Raw genomic sequence first — 19978 nt, 5'->3', positions numbered from 1 at the left:
AAAGGTCAACGGGTGAGCGCGGTTGCTGGGCCGTGGGCTGGTTGTGCCACAGCGGTTCCGAGCCTGGCCTCTGTCGAGTGAGAGGTCGCAACGCTCCTCGGAACGAGGGGGATTGTAGACGCACAATCGCGGCTCATGAAGCCTCTGAAGTCTTGTTCGCGTGAGGAATGGCGCGCCCTGGTGGGCGTGCTGACCGATATCGATGACACGCTCACCGAGCACGGCGCCCTGGCGCCGGCTGCCCGGGAAGCCCTGGCGCGATTGGCGGATGCCGGTGTGCCGGTGATCGCCATCACGGGGCGCCCGGCAGGCTGGAGCGAACCATTTGCGCGGGCCTGGCCGGTGCGGGGCATCGTGGCGGAGAACGGCGGGGTGCTGCTGCATCGCCACGGGCCTGACTGGCAGACCCCCGAGCCAGAGCCGCTGACCATCGAATTCGCCCAGGACGAACCCACCCGCCTCGGCCACTTCGAGCGGCTGCAGCGCTGCGCTGCGGACATCCTGGCGCGCGTGCCTGGCGCCCTGCTGGCCCGCGACATCGCTGGTCGCCTGACGGACATTGCCATCGACCATAGTGAGTTCACGCATCTGCCGCCGGCCGGTATCGAGGCGGTGTGTGCGGTCATGCGGGCGCATGGGCTGCGAGCGACGGTGAGCTCGATCCACATCAATGGCTGGATCGGCGATCACAACAAATGGACGGCGGCAGCCTGGGCCGTGCCGCGCCTGACGGGGCGGCTGTTCGACCCGGCTGAATGGGTTTATGTGGGCGACTCCAGCAACGATCAGCTCATGTTCGAGCGCCTGCCGCTGACGGTGGGCGTGGCCAATATCCAGCGCTTCCTGCCGCTGCTCACGCACCGGCCCGCCTATGTGGCGGCGGGTGAGCGGGGCTTGGGCTTTGCGGAAGTGGTCCAGGCGCTGTTGGCGGCCAGGGCCGTGGGTGAAGCGACGCGCGCGAGCGACTGATCGGATGGATCCGACGGGGCGCCCGCGCGCTCCAGGCCAGTGGCGATGGGCTCGGGCGTCTGATGATCCCGCGGATGGCGGGCCAGCACCGGGTCCCAGGCATGCCGGCCCACCAGCGCGGCAATGCCCGGCCAGGCGGTCCCTCGTGGCAGCACGCGAGAGAGGGTGGCGTGGCTGACCTTGCCGCCCAGGGCCACCAGGCGGTGGGCCACCAACTGGCGGCGCCAGCGCAGGCGCGGCAGCAGCCAGCGGTTGGTGGGCAGTTCAGGGACGACGCTGCGGTGTGGCATGCAGCGGTGTTCCGCCATCAGCAAGTGGCGCAGCAGGACTTCCAGCTCTCCGGCGCGCAGATGGCGCCAGTCCACGCCCAGGCGGGACAAGGCAAAGCGCAGGTTCGCTTCGGCATCGGAATGGGAGGCATGGAATTGACTCCGGCCGGTCATGAACATCGGTGACCTCCTGCGGGGCGGCCCGCGGGGTGGCGGGTGTGGCAATGATCGCAAAAACGGCAGGCCGTGGGGAGATGGCCTGCCCAGGCCTTCACCTTGTTGTCGGCTCTTGCGCTGAGCTTCTGAAGTGGCCGCGCGAGTAGGTTGCACCGGCTTGTCCCCCGTTTCGGGGCTCTTCGTCCGTTCCAGGATCGGTCAGCGCCTGAGGCGCCTCAGGTGCCACCATGTGCCTCAGGTGCCTCAGGTGCCTCGGGCGCCTCAGGCGTCACATGGGCCTCGGCGCCTCAGCACTGCATCGCTGATCCAGGTCAGCGCCGACTCAACTCGCCCGCAGGATCTGCTCGATATCCGCACGCGGTGGCGTGCCAAAGAGCCGGCGGTATTCACGGCTGAACTGCGAGGCGCTTTCATAGCCCACCTGGTGCGCCGCGCTGGCCGCGTCCAGGCCTTCCGCCAGCATCAGGCGCCGGGCATGTTGCAGGCGCAGCTGCTTCTGGTACTGCATCGGCGAGAAGCTGGTCAGTTGCTTGAAGCGCTGATGAAGCGTGGAAGGGCTCATGTGGGCCACCTCCGCCAGTTGCTCGATGCTGAGCGGCTCGTTGAAGCGGCGCGTGAGTTCGTCAATGGCACGGGAGAGCCGGCGCGTGGCGCTGTCCTGCTGCGCCAGTGAGCGCAGGCGCGGGCCCAGCGGCCCTGTCAGCACGCGATAGAAGATCTCGCGTTGCAGCAGCGGCCCCAGCACCCGCTGGTCCTGCGGGTTGTCCAGCAACTGCATCAGCCGCAGGCCGGCGCCCAGCAGCGGGGCGTCCACCGGCGCCACGTTCAGCCCGCTCTGGGGCTGCGGCGTGGCATCGGAACTCATGGGCCCGACCTCCAGCATCAGGTCGGCCAGGGTCTGGGTATCGCAACTCACGCGGATGCAGAGATACGGCTTCTCCGGCGTGGCATCCACCACCTGCCCACGCGGCAGCATGGTCATGGAGACGAGCAGGAAGTGCAGCGGGTCGTAAAAGAGCGTTTCCTGCCCCAGCTCCACTTTCTTGCGGCCCTGCAGCACGATGACCACACCGGGTTCGTACAGCGCAGGGCCCTTGGGCGTGGTGCTGCAGGCCCGGACCAGGTGCAGGCAGGAAATCGCGCTCTGGTGGGAGCCTTCGCCAGGCACGTGGCGCAGGGTGAGATCCACCATCTGGGCGCGCAGCGCCTGCAGTTCGTCGGCCAGGGGGAGGGATGTGGGGGCAACCATGCCGTGGATTGTGCAAATAGAACGCGCGCATGCACAGGGTGCGCGCAAGGGGTCTGGAGGATTGGGCAATGAAGTGCGAGCTTTGCGCTGGTTGCGGGAGGGGGTGAATTCCTAAGCTCTCGACATCGCCGCGTTGAGGCCCACTGGCCTCGCCAACGCAGCTAGAACCAAGGAGTGCCGCCATGACCGTCTTCACCCGTGAACCCCTCAACCAGCTGCCTCAGGTGCCCCGCCGCCGCCTGGGCGCCCATGGTCCTGAAGTGTCCGCCCTCGGCCTGGGCTGCATGGGCATGTCCGATTACTACGGCCCGGCCGACGACGGCCACTCGCTGGCCGTGCTGCACCGCGCCCTGGACCTGGGCATGAATTTCCTGGATACGTCGGACATCTATGGCGAAGGCACCAACGAGCGCCTGCTCTCCGGGCTGCTGGTCAACCGCCGCCGCGAGGTGGTGCTGGCCACCAAGTTCGGCATCGTGCGCAGTGCCGAAGGGCTCTCCAGCGGTGTGGACGGCAGCCCCGCCAACGTGCATCGCTCCTGCGATGCCAGCCTGCGCCGCCTGGGCGTGAACCACATCGACCTGTACTACCTGCACCGGGTGGATGCCCAGGTGCCCATCGAGGACACCGTGGGCGCCATGGCCGAACTGGTGCGTTCGGGCAAGGTGCGCCATCTGGGGCTGTCGGAGGCGTCAGCCGAGACCATCCGCCGCGCCCATCGTGTCCACCCCATCACGGCCGTGCAGAGCGAGTATTCGCTCTGGACCCGTGACGTCGAAGAGGAGATCTTGCCGACCTGCCGCGAGCTGGGCATTGCGCTGGTGCCCTACAGCCCGCTGGGCCGTGGGTTCCTGACCGGCGCCATCCGCAGCCCCGATCAACTGGCCACCGACGACTGGCGCCGGCTCAACCCGCGCTTCCAGCCGGCCCACCTGCGTGCCAACCTCGGCCTGGCCGATGCACTTGGCGCGCTGGCTGCCGACCACGGCATGACGGCGGCGCAACTGGCACTGGGTTGGCTGCTGGACCGGGGCCCGGACATCGTGCCGATCCCCGGCACCCGCAGCATGGCGCGCCTGGAAGAAAACGCCCGGGCGGCCCGGCTGCGCTTCAATGACGTTCTGCGCGAAGAGCTGGCCGCACTGCTGGCATTGCATCCGGTGTCCGGCCTGCGATATCCGGAGGTCTCGATGGCGTTGCTCAACGGCTCCACGCCTGCGCCGTTGAAGGCGGCGTGACGGGAACCTGAGCGCTCAGTCCTCCAGCCCCAGGAACGCCGACGTTCTGTACAGCGCTTCATCCAGCGCCGTACGGAACACCGGTGCCTTGGGGCGCTTCTCGATGAAGCCCAGGTCGGGCACCAGCCGGGCCTTCACCACCTTCAGGTTGGCCCAGCCGATCATCTGATCGCCCCAGAGCATGGGCAGCGCGTAGTGGCCCATGGTGCGTTTGGCCGCCGGGGTGTAGGCCGCGAAGCGATAGGCCCAGCCCCAGAGCCGCTCGAACCGGCGCCTGTCCCACACCAGCGGGTCAAAAGGGGCCAGGAAGCGCAGCCGCTCCATCTCCACCCGGTGGCGGCGTGCGGCGGGTTGCTCGTCGGCCGGCCAGAACCAGCGTTCTCCGTCCACCTTGGCATGGCCGTAGCGCTGCGCCGCGTCCTGGCAGACCGCGCGCGCCTCCGCCTGCAGATGCGGTGCGCCGTAGCCGAGCAGCCGGGTGAGATAACCCAGGCTGGCCGCCGGCAGCGGCGCATACAGCGAGACGATCAGGTCCAGCAACGCCTCGGCGCGGGCGCGGCGGGTCTGCGGGCTGTCTTCCTGAAGGGCATGTTGGATCGCCTCGTAGACACGCGTGCCCGCATCGCGGCGGGCCACCCGCAGCAGCCCGCGGTAATGCATGCCGTCCAGCAGCTGGGTGCTGGCGTTCAGCTCGCCACCCCAATAGCCGGTCACCCGCCCGTGGTGGCTGAAGGCCTCCAGCGCGTCGGCGGGATGGGTCCGGCCCTTCTGCTGCACAAAGGCCAGCAATTCGGCGGCGCGGGCATGGGTGTCCTCGTCCCAGGCCTTCTTGGCCGTGCGTGGATGCATCAGTGCCAGGTGTTCACGCGGCAGGAAGCCGTAATTGACCAGGCAGTCCTCCTCCACCGGCAGCTTCGCGTAGCGGGCTTCCAGATCTCCGGCCCGGTAGTCCTTGACCCGGTGCATCAGGATCAGGTCCTGTGCCCGCGCGGGCGCGCGGATAGGGTCGGCCTGGACAAAACCCAGCCGCCGGATGGCCCGCAGCAAGGTGGTGGGCGGAAACAGCGTGCGGGCGATGGCGTGGCGGCGCAGGGCGTCGTGGTCGATCACTGGCATCGGGGTCAGGTCCAAGCGAAGCCTTGGACGTTAATCCCGGGCCGCGCCTGATTCTGGCAGGAGGGTGATCGAGGCGCGGCGGGCGCGGTCAGGCCGGCGGATCCTTGCGCACCACGCCGGCATCGATGGCACCAAAGGTCGACTTCTGCTCCTGCGTGTTCATCTGCATCTCGAAGCTGAAGAAGCGGTTGCGGCCGGTGGACTTGGCGTTGTAGAGCGCCTCGTCGGCGCGGATGATCAAGCCTTCCGCGCTGGTGCTTTCGTCGGGCAGGCAGGTGGTGATGCCGCCGGAGAGTGTGATGTTGGGGCTGGTGGGCGAGTCCGGATGAGGGATGGCGGTCAGCTCGATGGTGCGCATCAGCGCTCGCGCATAGGTCATCGCGCCGGAGCGCGGTGTGTTGGGCAGCACCAGGGCGAATTCCTCGCCGCCGTAACGGCCGGCGCAGTCGCTGGGGCGGCGGCAGGTCTCCTTCAGCAACTGGCCGACACGGCGCAGGCAGGCGTCACCCGCCACGTGGCCGGCGGCGTCGTTGTAGCGCTTGAAGTGGTCCACATCGCACAGCATCAGCGTCAACGGCTTGCCTTCCCGGCGGGCCAGGTCCAGTTGCTGCTGCAGGCGGGCGTCCAGCGCGCGCCGGTTCATCAGGCCGGTGAGGGCGTCCACGCTGGAGAGTTCCTCCAGCTGCGCATTGGCGGCCCGCAGTTCCTCGGACATCGTCACCAGCCGCTGGCGCATCTGCGCCAGGCGCTGCATGGCGCGCAGCTTGGCGTGCAGGATCATCGGGGAGACGGGCTTGACCAGATAGTCATCGCCGCCGGATTCGATGCCCTTCCAGACGTCCAGGTCCTGCTTGAACTGCGAGAGGAAGATGATGGGGGTCCAGCCACCGGGCTCCGCCGCACGCATTTCGCGGGCGGTCCAGTAGCCGTCATGGCCTGGCATTTCCACGTCCATCAACACCACGTCAGGGCGATAGCGGCGGAAGAGCTCCAGGCCCCATTCCGCACTGTCCGCTTCCAGCACGCGATGGCCCACACGGTCGAGTTCGGCCGTCAACGCGATACGGGTCGCGTTCTGGTCGTCGACGATGAGAATGGTCAGCGGAGTCGGTGCGGCGTGCATGCCATGATTTTGCCCACGCCCCAATGAAAAAGGGCCGCTGAAGGCGGCCCTGAGTGAGGGGTATTGCCGGCACTTGCGCGCGCACTACGCCCGCTTTGCACCGGGTTTTTGCGCAGACCGTGACATGTTGCGCAGCCCGCTCCGAGGCGCGGTCAGAGGCCTGCAGCGGCGCGCAGGGCCTTGGCGCGGTCGGTGCGCTCCCAGGTGAATTCCGGTTCTTCACGGCCGAAGTGGCCGTACGCGGCCGTCTTGGCGTAGATCGGGCGCAGCAGGTCCAGCATCTGGATGATGCCCTTGGGGCGCAGGTCGAAGTGCTCGTTCACCAGGGCGGCGATCTGCTCGTCCGGGATCACGCCGGTGCCTTCCGTGTAGACGGTCACGTTCATCGGGCGGGCCACGCCGATGGCGTAGGCCACCTGGATCTGGCACTGACGTGCCAGGCCGGCCGCCACGATGTTCTTGGCCACATAACGGGCGGCGTACGCGGCGGAGCGGTCCACCTTGGTGGGATCCTTGCCGGAGAACGCGCCACCACCGTGCGGGCAGGCGCCGCCGTAGGTGTCCACGATGATCTTGCGGCCGGTCAGGCCGCAATCGCCTTGCGGGCCGCCGATGACGAAGCGGCCGGTCGGGTTGACCAGGTACTTGGTGTCCTGCAGCCATTCCTTGGGCAGCACCGGCTTGATGATTTCCTCGATGACGGCCTCGTAGAACTCGGGCTTCATCTTGTCGCCCAGCGACATTTCCGGCGCGTGCTGGGTGGAGAGCACCACGGTGTCCACGCTGTGCGGCTTGCCGTTGACATAACGCATGGTCACCTGGCTCTTGGCGTCCGGGCGCAGGAAGGGCAGCCGGCCGTCCTTGCGCAGCTGGGCCTGGCGTTCCACCAGGCGGTGCGCGTAGTAGATCGGTGCGGGCATCAGCTCCGGCGTTTCGTCACAGGCGTAGCCGAACATCAGGCCCTGGTCGCCGGCACCGGTGTTCAGGTGGTCGTCCGAGGCCTGGTCCACGCCCTGGGCGATGTCGTTGCTCTGCTTGTCGTAGGCCACCAGCACCGCGCAGCCCTTGTAATCGATGCCGTACTCGGTGTTGTCGTAGCCGATGCGCTTGATGGTGTCGCGGGCGACCTGGATGTAGTCCACATGCGCGTTGGTGGTGATTTCACCGGCCAGCACCACCAGGCCGGTGTTGCACAAGGTCTCGGCCGCTACGCGCGAGCGCGGGTCCTGCGCCAGGATGGCGTCCAGGATCGCGTCGGAGATCTGGTCGGCCACCTTGTCCGGATGGCCTTCGGACACGGATTCCGAGGTGAAGAGGAAATCGCTCGCCAATTTAAACTCCTGTGTTCAGTCTACGGGCGTTGCCGAGCTGGGAGTCAGGCGGCGAACGCTTTAGCGGGATTTATGAGTCGCCCCGCAAGTTGTCCAAATTAACTCGGCGACGGGCGCATTATAGAAAAAAGGCGGCACCTTGCCGCCATATGGAATTGGCACGGATGGGAAAACTGGCGACTTATGCATTGATCGGGCTCCTGTGGCTGCTTCATTGGCTGCCGCTGCGCTGGCTGGCCGCGATGGGCTGGGGGCTGGGCAGGCTGCTGCACAAGCTGGCGGGTTCCCGCCGCCGGGTGGCCCTGCGCAACGTGGAGCTGTGCTTTCCGCAGATGCCGTTGGCCGAACGCGAGGCCTTGGTGAAAGAGCACTTCGGCTGGCTGGGCCGCAGCCTGCTGGAGCGCGGGCTGCTCTGGTTTGCGTCCGCACAGCGGCTGCAGCGGTTGATGAAGCTGGAGGGCAATATGAAGCTCTCCGAGCAGGTGGACCGCTCAGTGATGTGGCTGATGCCGCACTTCGTGGGCCTGGACTGGGTGGGCCCGGCCATCATGCTCAACCAGGCCAAGCCGGGCTGCAGCATTTACCAGCGGCAGAGCAATGCCTTGTTTGACGCAGCCTTGCGCCGGGCGCGCTCGCGATTTGGCACGGTCAAGCTGGCGGACCGGCATGAAGGCGTGCGCAGCATCCTGCGCTACATCCGGGACGGCTTTGGCTTCCTGAACCTGCCGGACATGGACTTCGGCCCCAAGGATTCGGCCTTTGTTCCCTTCTTCGGCGTACCGGCCAACACCTTGCTGGCGCCGGCCAAGATCGCCCAGACCATGAAGATGGTGGTGCAGCCGGTGGTGGTGACCATGCTGCCCAAGGGCGAGGGCATCCGCATCACGGCCTATGACGCCCTGGAGAACTTCCCCAGTGGCGACCTGGAAGGTGACGCGCGCCGCTTCAACGAATGGCTGGAGGCCCGCATCCTGGAGAACCCGGCGCAATATTTCTGGGTGCACAAGCGCTTCAAGACCCGGCCGCCGGGAGAGCCGTCGCTTTACCAACGCTGAATGGCGGCGCTGCCCGCAGCCCTGCACCACGGTGATAATCCCCTCATGAAACTGCGCTTCACCAAGATGCATGGTGCCGGCAACGACTTCGTCGTGCTGGACGCCACGCAGCACCCCATGCGTCTGACGGCCGACCAGCTCCGCCATGTGGCGGACCGGCGGTTTGGCGTGGGGTGTGACCAGGTACTGGTCATTGAAGCATCGCAGACCCCCGGCGTGGACTTCGGCTACCGCATCTTCAATGCGGACGGCTCCGAGGTGGAGCATTGCGGCAACGGCTCACGCTGCTTCGTGCGCTACGTGGTGGACAAGGGCCTGACTGACAAGCGCACGGTCCGTGTGCAGACCGTCAACAAGATTCTGGAGCTGCGCCTGCGCGAGGACGGCCGGGTCACCGTGGACATGGGCGAGCCCATCTTCGACCTGCCCCAGGTGCCGTTCCAGCCGGAAGGCCTGACCCCGCGCCTGGAAAACGGCTTCGCGCTGTGGCCGCTGGCGCTGGGTGACGGCATCTCGGCGGAGGTGGCGGTGCTCTCCATGGGCAACCCCCACGCCGTGCAGCGTGTGGACGACGTGGCGCATGCGCCGGTGGCCCTCATCGGCCCCCAGGTGGAGGGGCATGAACGTTTCCCCCGCCGCGTGAATGCCGGTTTCCTGCAGATCATCAGCCGCACGGAAGTGAAGCTGCGTGTGTTTGAACGCGGCAGCGGCGAAACGCTGGCCTGTGGCACGGGCGCCTGTGCGGCCGTGGTGGCCGGCATCCGGCTGGGCTGGCTGGACGAGGCCGTCGAGGTCCACACCCATGGGGGCGACCTTCGCATCGAATGGGCCGGCATCAGCCAGGGCCTGAAGGCGTCGGTCTACATGACAGGCCCGGCGCAGACTGTCTTTGAAGGAGAAATCGAACTGTGAGCGGCATCGAAGGCATTACCGAACAAGACATCGCCGACTACCTGGCGAACGACCCCGGCTTCTTCGAGCGTCACGCCGAGCTGCTGGCCAATGTGCGCATCTCCCATCCGCATGGCCAGCGTGCGGTTTCGCTGCAGGAGCGGCAGGCGGAGTTGCTGCGGGACAAGATCCGGGGCCTGGAGCACAAGATCGTCGAGATGATCCGCAACGGCCAGGAGAACGTGGCCATTGCCGACCGCCTGCACCGCTGGACGCTGGCCCTGATGCTCACCCGCGACGAAACCCAGCTGCCGGACGTGCTGCTGCGTGAGCTGCGCCATCAATTTCTCATCCCCCAGGCCAACCTGCGCCTGTGGAATGTGAACACGGGCCATGCGCTGACGCCGTTCGCCTCCGAGGTCAGCGGTGATGTGAAGACCTTCACCAGCAGCCTGAACCAGCCGTATTGCGGCATCAACTCCGGCTTCGAGGCGGCGCGCTGGCTGGAAGAGGACGTGGCCTCGCTGGCGCTGGTGCCGCTGACCGTTGGTGCACCGGCACAGCCATTTGGCCTGCTGGTGCTCGGCTCTCCGGACCCGACCCGCTACACGGCGGAGATGGGCACGGAGTTCCTCACGCGCGTGGGCGAGATCGCCAGCGCTGCGCTGTCGCGCCTGCTGAACGCGGATCCGCATGCAGCCGCCCAAGCTGACTGACGAGCAGCAGCGCTACCTGGACCACCTGCGTGTGCAGCGCCGCCTGGCGGAGCGCACGCTGACGCTCTACACCGAGGCGCTGGAGCGCCTCAACGCGCTGGCCACGGCGGGTGATGTGCCGCTGCTGCGGCTCAGCGCCCATCAGGCGCGGCGCTTTCTGGCGCAGCTGCACCAGGCCAATCTCTCGCCGCGCACCTTGGCGTTGATCCTCTCCGCCTGGCGGGGCTGGTACCGCTGGCTGGGCCAGAACGGCCTGGTCACCGCCAACCCCATCGTGGACCTGCGACCGCCCAAGGTGGGGCGGCCGCTGCCCAAGGCGCTGCATGTGGACGACGCGGTGCGCCTGGCCGACTACCAGGAGCCCAATGCCGACCCGGTGGGCGAGGCATTGGACCGCTGCATCGTGGAGCTGCTGTACGGCGGCGGTGTCCGGGTGTCGGAGCTGGTGGGCCTGGACGTGCGCTTCTTCCCCGATTCGCGCGGCTGGATCGAGCCTGAGGTGCAGGAGGCGCAGGTGCTGGGCAAGGGCGCCAAGCGTCGAGGCGTGCCGCTGGGCGGGCCCGCGCTCAAGGCCATCGAGGAATGGCTGGCCGTGCGGCCCCAATGGGCCGATGCGGCGGAGCCCGCCCTGCTGGTGCACAAGCGCGGCCGCCGCCTCAGCGCCAACCAGATCCGCGAGCGCCTGAAAAAGCGCGCGCTCAATGCCGGCATGCCCACGCATGTGCACCCGCACATGCTGCGCCACTCATTTGCTTCGCACCTGCTGCAATCCAGCGGGGACTTGCGCGGGGTCCAGGAACTGCTGGGCCACGCCAACATCAGCACCACGCAGGTCTACACCCGCCTGGACTTCCAGCACCTGGCCAAGGTCTACGACGCCGCACATCCGCGTGCCAAGAAGAAATAAGCCCATCCCTGATGCCCACGATGCCCTCGCTGTCCCTGACGTCTTCGCTATCCCGGCTGACCCCGCCGTCTCCGCTGTCCCCGCTGAATCCGCCGGCCCCGTTGATCCCGATGCCTCCGCTGTCTTCGCTGTCTGCGCTTTCGCTGATGTCTCCCAAGCCTGCGGCACTGCGCGCCTGCGGCGCGGCGCTCCAGTTCTTCACGCTGGGGCTGGGTGGCCAGGTGCGGGTGCCTGCACGGCCGTTGTTGCTGTGCTCGGCGCTGCTGGCGGCGAGTGCCCAGGCGCAGGTCAGTGAGGCGCCGGCTTCGGTGGTGAAGCTGCCGGCGCGCAGTGGCGCCACGGCGGAAACCCCGGTGACCGCCACGGACAGCCGCCCGGCCGCCTTCGAGATGAACTGGACGCCGCTCAAGATGCCCACGGGCGAGAAGACGGCGCTTCTGGGCTTGAGCTACATGGTGGCAGTCAACGAGGACTGGGGCCTGGGCCCGGCCTTCTACGGTGCAGCCAAAGGCAACTATGGGGGCCTGTTCACGGCCGGGTTCACGGCCCAGCGCCGGTTCCGCCTGTCGCAGGACTGGCATGCGGCGGCGGGCTTGTATGCGGGCGCTGGCGGTGGTGTCAGCTCTGAGCAGGTACGTGCCGGCGGCGGGTTCATGCTGCGGCCGGAGGTGTCGCTGCGGGGCGAGTTTGGCAACTGGTATGCGGGCGTGGGCCTGGCGCAGGTGCGTTTCCCCAGCGGCAACATCAAGGACACCACCTGGACGCTGATGGTCGGCCGCATGGACCGGTTCCTCAGCTTCTCACCTGCGGATGCCGGCTCCTTCGGCCGCGCGGGGGACCGCACCGGCATGGGCTTCGACGAAATCGCGCTCAGCGCGGGTGTGGAGAAGCCGCGCAGCGGCAGCATTACGCGCGACGGGCGGTCGGTGACGGGCCGCAAGGGCAAGGCCGGGGCGGATCTGCGCCAGTACTTTGGCAATGGCGGCTCGTGGTGGGGGCTGGAAGCCTCGGGCGCGGCCTCGGGCGGGTCGGACGGTTATATGGAGATCTTTGCCAACGCGGGCCAGGACTGGGGCGTGTTCTCCGAACGCCTGCGCGTGGGCGGGCAGATTTCCACCGGCCTGGGCGGCGGCGGCAATCTTGATACGGGCAACGGCTGGTTGTTCCGCGCGGGGCCGACGCTGCGCTGGATCACCCCCTGGGGCCCGACGCTGCGCCTGGACGCCAGCTACCTCAAGGCCCCGTGGGGCAACTACGACTCGATGCAGGTGCGCGCCTCGCTGGCGCTGCCGCTGGAGAAGGGCTCGCGGGTGCTCAACACACCGCCGCTGGAATCCGGCACGGTGCGTGAGCAGGACTGGTACCTGAGCATGCCCAAGTTCAAGGAATTCCAGTTCAAGGACGGCAGCCGCGAATCGGTCACCGGCCTGGGCATCGGGATGGCACGGGACTTCAGCGGCCCTTGGTACGGCGCAGCCCAGGCGGGCAGTGCGGCGTTCGGCAAGGCGGGGGCGTACTCCTACGGCATGTTCGGCCTGGGGGCCAAGACGGCGCGCTTGCCCGGTGGCTTCCGTGTGGGGGCTGAGGCGCTGGTGGGCGCGGCCGGTGGTGGCGGTGTCGCTGTTGGCGGCGGCGCGGTCACCCAAGGGGAGCTGTGGGCCCAGTGGGAAGGTAGCCAACCCAAGGACCGCCTGCGCGTCAAGGTGGGGGTGGGTCAGTGGAAGGCGCTGGGCGGCGCCAAGCAGAGCACACCGGTGGTCAGCCTGAATATTGGGTGGGCGTTCGGGACGCTGGGGCCTGCGGCGCGTTGAAGCCTGGATGACGCCTCATGGAGGAGGCGTGACTGGGACTAAATATCGGCTTCGGGCGATTTTTGATAAATATTGCCCACAACCGATATTGTGCATATATCGTCTTAAAGCGATATATTGCATTTATCTCCCATAGGCGATAACGTACCGCCATGGACTACCCGGTCACGCTCGTCACGCAACTCAAGCAGCATCTGCGGTCGATGCGCAAGGCCAATGGGCTGACGCAAGCGGCCCTTGCCCAGCGGCTGGGTGTGGGTCAGTCACGTGTGGCCGATATCGAGGCCAACCCAGGCGTCATCAGCGTGGAGCAGCTCCTGCAGGTGCTCACCGCGCTCAATGCTCAAATGGTCGTGAGAGACCTGCACGCCAGCGTCGAACCAGACGTGGCAGCGGCCAGCCAGGACACCAACACGCCGAAGGGGCAGTGGTGAAGCCCCCTTCTGCAGGAGCCATTGATGGCTGACAAGCTGCGCGAGCTCTGGGTCTGGATGAACGGTGAGCATGTTGGCGTATGGCATCGCGGTAGAACCGGAAGCCACAGCTTCACCTATGAGCGAGCGTGGTTGGACTCCCCGCGTGTGCGCCCGTTGTCTCTCTCCATGGCGATCACGCAGGACCGTACGGTCTCAGGTGAATATGTTGCCAACTACTTCGACAACCTGCTGCCGGACGATGACCAGATTCGCCGGCGTGTCGCCGCGCGCTTCAAGACGAACTCCACCGATGCATTCGAGTTGCTCCAGGCCATAGGGCGGGACTGCGTTGGCGCCGTACAGCTTCTGCCGCCGGATGTTCAGCCAGTAGGTTTCGACAAGATCGCCAGTGAGCCGATGAGCGACGCGGCCATAGAGCAGCATCTCCGAGGCGTTGTCGCCACACCAGGATTTGGCGATGACCAGGACGCGGACGATTTCCGGATCTCTATTGCAGGGGCTCAAGAGAAAACGGCATTGCTGCGCCTCGACGGACAGTGGCGGCGACCGCTGGGAGCCACACCGACGACCCATATCCTCAAGCTGCCCCTGGGCCTGGTGGGCGGCCGGCGCCTGGACCTGACGCATTCGGTTCAGAACGAATGGCTTTGCGCGCAGATTCTGGCGGCGCTTGGGCGAACCCGCCATCACCACCGTTGAGGCGAAGCTGCCCAAGGACTTCGATGAGCGTACCGCAAACGCTGTATTTGAAGGCCTTCGAACCCAGTTGAAGCACTGGCGAGAGGGGCTGGCGGGCATCGCATAAGGCAGGGCCGCATCCAACCCACGCCGCATCGGGGACAATCGCCCCCATGAAAGTGATTCGTCTCCGCGAGGGCAAGGACCGCTCGCTGCTGCGCCGCCATCCCTGGGTCTTCCATGGCTCTATCGACAAGGGCAAGGCCGACCCCGGTGAAACCGTGCGTGTGGAATCGGCCGAAGGCAAATTCCTGTGCTGGGCTTCCTTCAGCCCCACCTCCATGATCCGCGTGCGGGCGTGGAGCTTCGACGAGCAGGAGCGCGTTGATGAAGCCTTCTTCCAGCGCAAGATTGAAGCCGCCATCGCGCTGCGGGCCCGCATGCCCATCGCTTCGGACGCCGTGCGCCTGATCCATGGTGAGGCCGACGGCCTGCCGGGCCTGATCGTGGACCGTTACGGCAGCACCCTGTGCGCGCAGTTCCTCTCCGCCGGCACCGAAAAGTGGAAGGACGTCATCGCCGACCTGCTGCTGGCCGCCACGGGCCTGACCCGTCTCTATGAACGTTCCGACTCCGGCGTGCGCACGCTGGAAGGCCTGGAGCCCGTGACCGGCTGGCTTCGTGGCGAGGGCGACACCGCCGTTGTCATCTCCGAACACGAGTGGAAGCTGAGCCTGGACGTGGCTGAGGGTCACAAGACCGGCTACTACCTGGACCAGCGAGACAACCGCAAGAAGTTTGCCGACCTGGTGCGCCACTACGGCTGCCAGAGCGTGCTGAACTGCTACAGCTACACGGGCGGTTTCTCCGTGGCGGCCTTGGCCGGCGGCGCCACCGAGGTGGTCAGCGTGGACTCCTCCGGCCCGGCCCTGGCGCGTGCCACGGCGCACGTGGAGCTCAATGGCTTCGACCCGGCCCACCACACAGCGATGGATGCCGACGTCAACCAGACTCTGCGGGACATGCTCAAGCAAGGCCGCAGCTTTGACGCCATCATTCTGGACCCCCCCAAGTTCGCCCCCACCGCCGCACATGCCGAGCGCGCCGCACGGGCCTACAAGGACATCAACCGCCTGGGCCTGAAGCTGCTCAAACCCGGTGGCCTGCTGTTCACCTTCTCCTGCTCCGGTGGTGTCGGCCCCGAGTTGTTCCACAAGATCGTGGCGGGGGCGGGGCTGGATGCCTATGTGGACGGGTTCATCCTGGACCGCGTCGGCGCGTCGCCGGACCATCCGCAGACCATCTATTTCCCGGAGGGTGAATACCTGAAGGGGCTGTTGATCCTCAAGCGCTGAGGCTGCTCAGGCGCTGGGTTGGGGCAGGGGAACGCGCGGGTCAAACTTCGCGCGTTTCACCGAGAAGAAGGCCTTGACGTTGCGCACGTTGGCCTGCTGCGTGAACAGCCGCTGCACCAACGCGTGATAGGCCGGCATGTCCGGCACCTGCAGCACCAGGATGAAATCCGGGCCGGGCGCCACCCGCCAGCACTGCTGCACTTCCGTGGCCGCTACCGCCAGCGTTTCAAAGGCGTCCAGATGCTCCGCACCCTGCCGGTCCAGGGTGATTTCCACCAGCGCGCTCAGGCCGCTGCCCAGCTTGTCGGGAGACAGCAGGGCCACCTGTTTTTCGATCACACCGGACTCCACCAGGCGGCGCACACGGCGCAGACAGGTGGCGGGAGAGACGTGCGCGCGTTCCGCCAAGGCCTGGTTGGAGAGAGAGGCGTCCGCCTGAAGCAAATCCAGCAGGCGGAGGTCGATAGCGTCGAGTTGGATGGAATCTTCCATGGTTGATGGGATTATGAAAGAAAACGTCACATCTATTGCTGCTCGGTTGATTCTTTCGTTCGTGACTCCATTTTGAAAGCCTCTTGCTGAGCCTCCTGCCTAGCATCTCACCATTCGCAATTTGAGAGGTTTCCCATGTGTGGCATCGTCGGCGCCGTCAGCCAGAAGGACATTGTTCCGATCCTGATCGAAGGTCTGAAGCGGCTGGAGTACCGCGGCTATGACTCCTGCGGCGTGGCGGTGCACCAGGACGGTCAACTGCGCCGCGCGCGCAGCACTTCCCGCGTGGCGGAACTGCAGACCCTGGCTGCGCAGGATGGTGTGGCGGCCGGCACTGGCATCGCCCACACCCGCTGGGCCACCCACGGTGTGCCGGCGGTGCACAACGCGCATCCGCACTTCTCCTACGGCCCTGGCGTGGAAGCGCCGCAGGGCCCGGGGCGCGTGGCGCTGGTGCACAACGGCATCATCGAGAACCATGACGAACTGCGTGCCGAGCTGAAGGGCCGTGGTTATGTCTTCCTGAGCCAGACCGACACCGAAGTCATTGCGCACCTGGTGGACCTGCTCTACCAGGGCGACTTGCTGGAAGCCGTGCAGCAGGCCGTGGGCCGCCTCAAGGGCGCCTACGCCATTGCCGTGTTCCATCGCGACGAGCCGCACCGCGTCATCGGCGCGCGTGAAGGTTCGCCGCTGGTGCTGGGCGTGGGCCGTGATGAACATGCGGGCGCGTTCTTCCTGGCCTCGGACGCCATGGCGCTGGCGGGCGTGACCGACCAGATCGTCTATCTGGAAGAAGGCGACGTGGTGGACCTGCAATTGGGCCGCTACTGGATCACCGAGCGTGGCGAAGCCACTGGCCGCTTCCAGAATGTGGAGCGTGCGGTGCGCACGGTGCATGCACACAGTGGTGCCGCCGAGCTGGGCCCGTATCGCCATTACATGCAGAAGGAAATCTTCGAGCAGCCGGTGGCCATTGCCAATACGCTGGACGCAGTGGTCGACATCACGCCGGAGCTGTTTGGTGATGGCGCCTACCGCGTGTTCAAGGACATCGACAACGTGCTGATCCTGGCCTGTGGCACCAGCTACTACGCGGGGTCCACGGCCAAGTATTGGCTGGAGAGCATTGCCAAGATCCCCACCAGTGTGGAGATTGCCAGCGAATACCGCTATCGCGACAGCGTGCCCAACCCACGCACGCTGGTGGTGACCATCAGCCAGAGCGGTGAGACAGCGGACACGCTGGCCGCGCTGAAGCATGCGCGTTCATTGGGCATGCTGCACACGCTGACCGTCTGCAATGTGGCGACGAGCGCGATGGTGCGTGAATGCGCGATGGCCTTCATTACACGGGCTGGCGCGGAGATTGGTGTGGCCTCGACCAAGGCGTTCACGACGCAATTGGTGGGCCTGTTCCTGCTGACGCTGGCACTGGCGCAGACGCGTGGGCATCTGACGGAAGCGCAGGAAGCGGAACATCTGAAGGCATTGCGGCATCTGCCGGTGGCGGTGCAGGCGGTGTTGGCTCTGGAGCCGCAGGTCATTGCGTGGAGCGAGGAATTCGCGCGCAAGGAAAACGCGTTGTTCCTGGGGCGTGGGTTGCATTACCCGATTGCGCTGGAAGGGGCGCTGAAGCTCAAGGAGATCAGCTACATCCACGCGGAGGCCTACCCGGCCGGTGAACTGAAGCACGGCCCGCTGGCGCTGGTGACAGCGCAGATGCCGGTGGTGACGGTGGCGCCGAATGACACGCTGCTGGAGAAGCTGAAGAGCAACATGCAGGAAGTGCGGGCGCGCGGCGGGGAACTGTTTGTGTTTGCGGACGGGGATACGCGGATTGAGAGCGAAGCTGGGTTGCATGTGATCCGGATGCCGGAGCACTATGGGGCGCTGAGCCCGATCCTGCATGTGGTGACGCTGCAGTTGCTGGCGTATCACACGGCGTGTGCGAGGGGGACGGATGTGGATAAGCCACGGAACCTTGCGAAAAGCGTGACTGTGGAGTGAGGGGGAGGGCGGGCACTTGTCGTGAGGTTCGGAAACAGAAGTTGATTCCGGACCCCAGAGAAGGTGATTCCAGACCCCGCAGGAGTTGATTCCCTCCTGTGGGGCGACCCTTCAAATTGACATCCCCACGAATATTCGAACGGCGTTAGGAACCCCGTCGAATGCAGACTAAAAAGTGCAACGATTCTGTAAGCCCGAGAGGCAGTCTTCCGGCGTCGCATGTGAACAAGAACCGCTTGCTGGAAGGGGGGCGGTTGGCGCTGACGCTTCAGGGGAGACGCGGTGCAGGTGACTCCTGGAACTCCGCTCGCCAAGAGAGTTTGAGGTGGAGTTCCTGGGGGGCACCTGGCAATACTTCCGGGGTGAACACCCCAGTCACTTCGTCGCCTTCGAAGACAAGCGACCCAATCCAAGCACCATGGATGACAAAGAACTCCGCGTCTGGGGTTTGAATCTGAAGTACTGGGTAACCATTGACCTCGTGCATGCCGAGCGAGCCCTCTTCATGCACCTTCGCGGCTAGCTTGATGTCCTCAGGCAGGTTTGGGCGCCCACCCCAGCCCCAGTGATAGGAGAACACGGCGCTCCCCTTGGGGCCAAGCGGCGCAAGTATCACCGGTGCTCCACCGGCGCTGGAGACGTCTTCGCAGGATTGAATCAAAGCCTTGAGCAGTTCCAAATCGTCACGGCCGGTCACGGGTTCAACCGCGTGCTTCACCAGAAGCGCACGGAAGCCAATCTGCTCAGCCAAGACAACGATGTTAGTCGCACGGTCCTTTAAGTATCCTTCAGACATCCTGTGTCGCGGCGGCATGGAGAACTGCTCCTTCTCTAGCTGCAGCCGAACCCCGGCCTGCTCGACTTCTTCGCCAACAACTCCCGCTCGAACAGGAATGGCACGGTGGGACGCGCGGCCTCCGAAAGTGGCAAACATCGCCTGAGACAGGCGAAGAGCGAAGCCTCCCAACTCGGCGCTCGAGACCTCCAGACCGGCCAACATCTCGCCAATCCGGGTGCCGACCAATTCACGCAAAGTCTGCAAACCGGATTTCAAATGATGGGGGCGAAGTTTCAGCTCGCGAGAGGGGGTCCATGCGACTCGAAGTTCCGCGGCCTGTTCGAACGTCGCGCGAAGTTGCGTGGACTCGTAGGCTCGAACCAGTGAGTCGAGTAGTCGGCCCGCCGCACGAAGCATGTCGAGGTCTTGAATCCTTTTGAGCCGCTCTACCGTTTGAGGAAAATGGACAGTCCCGACTGGGTCGAGCGCCAGAAGAATTGCCGCAATCTGCCGGCCAAGTGCTTCCGGGTGTGATGCGTGCCGGGAGCCGCTGTAAATCCAGCCCGCGATTGGCGTGTCTAGCGCGCGCCCCCGCTGCACCTGGTCGACGAAGCCCTCGATTCGCCCCCGCGTCGGCCTGTCGAAACAGCAAAGGTCGATATAGCGTAGAAGGATGTCATCGAGGTCGGTGAAGGCCTTGTCTCCATCGTCTAGGCCCTCTTGGAAGTACTTGGCTGAAAGCAGGGTGGATGCGATGGTGGTCGCCAGCTTTGGCGTTCCTTCTACCTCTCCAAGTTCAAGCGTCAGGGCACTGCAGATGAGCCTCATCGCTTCCCAATGACGCTGTAAGGTGTGCCAGAGGTACGCCCGTGGCGAGGCCGTGCCACCATAGCCGTCGCTCTCGGCAGGGATTTGGGTTGAGACTTCCTCCTCTGATAAAGCAAACACGTCGACCTGCAGCGTGGTTGGGTTTGCGTCATACAGGCCATAGCTGGTGCTTTCGAACTCATAGTTCCGTTCGGACAGCCAATGAACGGTAAGCGGTCAATGAACTGCGCCCTTGGCGCCAACGAGTTGTCGGGGTAGAAGCGATTCAGGCCGCGAGGTCGATGCGCCAGGGCAGCAATGCGGCGTAGTCGTCCGCCGTCTGGGCCTTGGGCAGCGCAACGAACAGTGCGCGCAGGTAGCGGTAGCCGTCGATGCCGTTGACCTGGCAGGTTTGCAGCAGCGAGTACAGGTTTGCGCTGGCATTGGCCCCGGCCACGGTGTCGGCGAACAGCCAGTTGCGTCGGCCGACGCAGAACGGCCGGATCGCGTTCTCCTGGACGTTGTTGTCGATGCTGTAGCGGCCGTCCTCAACGTAGCGCTTGAGCTTG

At 65.8% G+C, this 19978-nt stretch carries 18 protein-coding genes, 1 pseudogene and 1 riboswitch; of the genes and pseudogenes, 11 read left to right on the top strand and 8 right to left on the bottom strand.

All coding sequences use genetic code 11. From position 1 onward, the window contains the following. Positions 1-7: 7 nt before the first annotated feature. A riboswitch (S-adenosyl-L-homocysteine riboswitch) is annotated at positions 8-105 on the bottom strand. A gap of 30 nt (positions 106-135) precedes the next feature. Then, positions 136-969 carry an HAD-IIB family hydrolase gene (locus tag BMY53_RS17635; RefSeq protein ID WP_092947815.1) on the top strand — a complete coding sequence of 278 codons (834 nt, stop codon included), beginning with the start codon at positions 136-138 and terminating at the stop codon, positions 967-969. Here the strand turns inward: BMY53_RS17635 and BMY53_RS25990 are convergent. Both BMY53_RS25990 and BMY53_RS17625 read right to left on the bottom strand, forming a co-directional pair. Then, the gene (locus BMY53_RS25990; protein ID WP_092947814.1) at positions 870-1418 is read right to left on the bottom strand and encodes a hypothetical protein; all 549 of its coding nucleotides are present in this window, start codon (positions 1416-1418) and stop codon (positions 870-872) included. The two genes, BMY53_RS17635 and BMY53_RS25990, sit on opposite strands and share 100 nt — an antisense overlap. Before the next feature lie 319 nt (positions 1419-1737). After that, a complete protein-coding gene (locus tag BMY53_RS17625) occupies positions 1738-2664 on the bottom strand; it encodes an AraC family transcriptional regulator (RefSeq protein ID WP_092947813.1) in 927 nt (308 codons plus the stop codon). Positions 2665-2846: 182 nt separating this feature from the next. On the opposite strand from BMY53_RS17625, the gene BMY53_RS17620 reads away from it, so the two are divergent. Continuing rightward, positions 2847-3902, top strand: a complete 1056-nt coding sequence (locus tag BMY53_RS17620) for an aldo/keto reductase (protein ID WP_218151257.1) — start codon at positions 2847-2849, stop codon at positions 3900-3902. Positions 3903-3917: 15 nt separating this feature from the next. Here the strand turns inward: BMY53_RS17620 and BMY53_RS17615 are convergent, their stop codons facing one another. The 3 genes from BMY53_RS17615 to metK form a co-directional block, all read right to left on the bottom strand. Further along, on the bottom strand, positions 3918-5018 hold the full coding sequence (locus BMY53_RS17615) for a DNA glycosylase AlkZ-like family protein (protein ID WP_092947964.1): 1101 nt from the start codon (positions 5016-5018) through the stop codon (positions 3918-3920). An 88-nt stretch (positions 5019-5106) separates the two neighbouring features. Further along, positions 5107-6141 (bottom strand): GGDEF domain-containing response regulator, encoded by a 1035-nt coding sequence (locus BMY53_RS17610; RefSeq protein ID WP_092947812.1) that lies wholly within the window; start codon positions 6139-6141, stop codon positions 5107-5109. A gap of 152 nt (positions 6142-6293) precedes the next feature. Then, positions 6294-7472 carry a methionine adenosyltransferase gene (metK, locus tag BMY53_RS17605; RefSeq protein WP_092947811.1) on the bottom strand — a complete coding sequence of 393 codons (1179 nt, stop codon included), beginning with the start codon at positions 7470-7472 and terminating at the stop codon, positions 6294-6296. Positions 7473-7636: 164 nt separating this feature from the next. Here metK and BMY53_RS17600 point away from each other — a divergent pair, with 164 nt between their 5' ends. The 8 genes and pseudogenes from BMY53_RS17600 (at position 7637) to BMY53_RS17565 (ending at position 15322) form a co-directional block, all read left to right on the top strand. Then, complete coding sequence (locus tag BMY53_RS17600; RefSeq protein ID WP_092947810.1) at positions 7637-8527, top strand: LpxL/LpxP family acyltransferase; 891 nt, start codon at positions 7637-7639, stop codon at positions 8525-8527. A 45-nt stretch (positions 8528-8572) separates the two neighbouring features. After that, positions 8573-9439 carry a diaminopimelate epimerase gene (gene dapF / locus BMY53_RS17595; RefSeq protein WP_092947963.1) on the top strand — a complete coding sequence of 289 codons (867 nt, stop codon included), beginning with the start codon at positions 8573-8575 and terminating at the stop codon, positions 9437-9439. Further along, the gene (locus BMY53_RS17590) at positions 9436-10134 is read left to right on the top strand and encodes a DUF484 family protein (protein WP_092947809.1); all 699 of its coding nucleotides are present in this window, start codon (positions 9436-9438) and stop codon (positions 10132-10134) included. The genes dapF and BMY53_RS17590 overlap by 4 nt, the downstream gene beginning before the upstream one ends. Beyond that, positions 10112-11041 carry a tyrosine recombinase XerC gene (locus BMY53_RS17585; protein ID WP_092947808.1) on the top strand — a complete coding sequence of 310 codons (930 nt, stop codon included), beginning with the start codon at positions 10112-10114 and terminating at the stop codon, positions 11039-11041. Before BMY53_RS17590 ends, BMY53_RS17585 begins: the two co-directional genes overlap by 23 nt. Before the next feature lie 11 nt (positions 11042-11052). After that, entirely contained in the window at positions 11053-12852 is a 1800-nt protein-coding gene (locus BMY53_RS17580) for a hypothetical protein (RefSeq protein WP_143074122.1), read from the top strand. Positions 12853-13004: 152 nt separating this feature from the next. Next, positions 13005-13286 carry a helix-turn-helix domain-containing protein gene (locus BMY53_RS17575; RefSeq protein WP_092947806.1) on the top strand — a complete coding sequence of 94 codons (282 nt, stop codon included), beginning with the start codon at positions 13005-13007 and terminating at the stop codon, positions 13284-13286. Between the two features lie 24 nt (positions 13287-13310). After that, positions 13311-13964: pseudogene (locus BMY53_RS17570) on the top strand (HipA N-terminal domain-containing protein); the annotation flags it as partial. Positions 13965-14140: 176 nt separating this feature from the next. Then, positions 14141-15322, top strand: a complete 1182-nt coding sequence (locus tag BMY53_RS17565; RefSeq protein ID WP_092947804.1) for a class I SAM-dependent rRNA methyltransferase — start codon at positions 14141-14143, stop codon at positions 15320-15322. Between the two features lie 6 nt (positions 15323-15328). Here the strand turns inward: BMY53_RS17565 and BMY53_RS17560 are convergent, their stop codons facing one another. Continuing rightward, entirely contained in the window at positions 15329-15814 is a 486-nt protein-coding gene (locus tag BMY53_RS17560; protein ID WP_092947803.1) for an Lrp/AsnC family transcriptional regulator, read from the bottom strand. Between the two features lie 135 nt (positions 15815-15949). Here BMY53_RS17560 and glmS point away from each other — a divergent pair, with 135 nt between their 5' ends. After that, positions 15950-17824, top strand: coding sequence for a glutamine--fructose-6-phosphate transaminase (isomerizing) (glmS, locus tag BMY53_RS17555; RefSeq protein ID WP_092947802.1), 1875 nt, complete (start codon positions 15950-15952; stop codon positions 17822-17824). A 268-nt stretch (positions 17825-18092) separates the two neighbouring features. Here glmS and BMY53_RS17550 read toward each other — a convergent pair whose 3' ends face one another. Together BMY53_RS17550 and BMY53_RS17545 are read right to left on the bottom strand one after the other, a co-directional pair. Next, entirely contained in the window at positions 18093-19550 is a 1458-nt protein-coding gene (locus tag BMY53_RS17550; RefSeq protein WP_143074121.1) for a hypothetical protein, read from the bottom strand. A 145-nt stretch (positions 19551-19695) separates the two neighbouring features. Next, the coding region (locus tag BMY53_RS17545; RefSeq protein ID WP_143074120.1) for an IS66 family transposase at positions 19696-19978 on the bottom strand (283 nt) is incomplete at its 5' end.

The organism is Roseateles sp. YR242, assembly GCF_900109745.1.
Classification (GTDB): Bacteria; Pseudomonadota; Gammaproteobacteria; order Burkholderiales; family Burkholderiaceae_C; genus Roseateles.
Note: the sequence above shows the minus strand (reverse complement) of the source record. Positions and strands in the feature narration are given on the sequence as shown.

Coding starts and splice junctions, on each gene's coding strand:
- BMY53_RS17565 (WP_092947804.1), top strand. CDS start 14,141: ATGAAAGTGATTCGTCTCCGCGAGGGCAAGGACCGCTCGCTGCTGCGC.
- BMY53_RS17580 (WP_143074122.1), top strand. CDS start 11,053: ATGCCCACGATGCCCTCGCTGTCCCTGACGTCTTCGCTATCCCGGCTG.
- BMY53_RS17585 (WP_092947808.1), top strand. CDS start 10,112: ATGCAGCCGCCCAAGCTGACTGACGAGCAGCAGCGCTACCTGGACCAC.
- BMY53_RS17615 (WP_092947964.1), bottom strand. CDS start 5,018: ATGCCAGTGATCGACCACGACGCCCTGCGCCGCCACGCCATCGCCCGC.
- BMY53_RS17600 (WP_092947810.1), top strand. CDS start 7,637: ATGGGAAAACTGGCGACTTATGCATTGATCGGGCTCCTGTGGCTGCTT.
- glmS (WP_092947802.1), top strand. CDS start 15,950: ATGTGTGGCATCGTCGGCGCCGTCAGCCAGAAGGACATTGTTCCGATC.
- BMY53_RS17575 (WP_092947806.1), top strand. CDS start 13,005: ATGGACTACCCGGTCACGCTCGTCACGCAACTCAAGCAGCATCTGCGG.
- dapF (WP_092947963.1), top strand. CDS start 8,573: ATGAAACTGCGCTTCACCAAGATGCATGGTGCCGGCAACGACTTCGTC.
- BMY53_RS17560 (WP_092947803.1), bottom strand. CDS start 15,814: ATGGAAGATTCCATCCAACTCGACGCTATCGACCTCCGCCTGCTGGAT.
- BMY53_RS17620 (WP_218151257.1), top strand. CDS start 2,847: ATGACCGTCTTCACCCGTGAACCCCTCAACCAGCTGCCTCAGGTGCCC.
- BMY53_RS17635 (WP_092947815.1), top strand. CDS start 136: ATGAAGCCTCTGAAGTCTTGTTCGCGTGAGGAATGGCGCGCCCTGGTG.
- BMY53_RS25990 (WP_092947814.1), bottom strand. CDS start 1,418: ATGTTCATGACCGGCCGGAGTCAATTCCATGCCTCCCATTCCGATGCC.
- BMY53_RS17625 (WP_092947813.1), bottom strand. CDS start 2,664: ATGGTTGCCCCCACATCCCTCCCCCTGGCCGACGAACTGCAGGCGCTG.
- BMY53_RS17610 (WP_092947812.1), bottom strand. CDS start 6,141: ATGCACGCCGCACCGACTCCGCTGACCATTCTCATCGTCGACGACCAG.